Source organism: Kitasatospora griseola (assembly GCF_014648555.1).
GTDB classification, from domain to species: Bacteria; Actinomycetota; Actinomycetes; order Streptomycetales; family Streptomycetaceae; genus Kitasatospora; species Kitasatospora griseola.
The window spans coordinates 1-564 of sequence record NZ_BMRI01000121.1 but is presented as its reverse complement, the minus strand read 5'-3'; the positions used below and the strand labels follow the sequence as shown (position 1 = coordinate 564).

At 71.8% G+C, this 564-nt stretch carries 1 protein-coding gene; it reads right to left on the bottom strand.

Annotated features, from left to right (window positions below):
* A partial coding sequence (locus tag IEZ12_RS37395; protein ID WP_444542907.1) for an IS5 family transposase occupies window positions 1-524 on the bottom strand: 524 nt, incomplete at its 3' end.
* Window positions 525-564: the final 40 nt, after the last annotated feature.

Here is a 564-nt window from a genome sequence, read left to right as displayed (position 1 = left end):
CCCAGCCAGGAGAATGTCCGCTCGACCACCCACCTGCGGGGCAGCACCCGGAAGCCTTTCACATCCGCATTCCGCGGCACCGCGACGATCGCCAGGCCTTCGCGTTCCGCCGCCCAACCGACCAGCCCGGCATCGACGACGTTCACGTAGCCGCCGTCGACCCAGACCAGCCCGACCTGCGGAAACAACTCCCGGACACCGGTGAGGACCAGCTTCGCACCCGCCCGGTCCTGCACCGAGGCCGCGTGCACGACCGCCCGCAGCACCAGCCCGCAGGTGTCCACCAGCAGGTGCCGCTTGCGGCCTCGCACGCGTTTGCCCGCGTCGTAGCCGATCGCCTCGCCGCCCTGGTGGCTGCGGGCCGACTGCGAATCCAGCACCGCCGCCGAGGGCTGCGGATCCCGGCCGTCCGCCACCCGGACCCGCTCGCGCAGCACGTCGTGAACCCGGTCCCACGTGCCGTCCGCCGTCCACGCACGAAACCACCGGTAGGCCACGTCCCACGGCGCAAGGTCGTGCGGCACCAGCCTCCACGCACAGCCGCTGACCAACACGTACAGCACA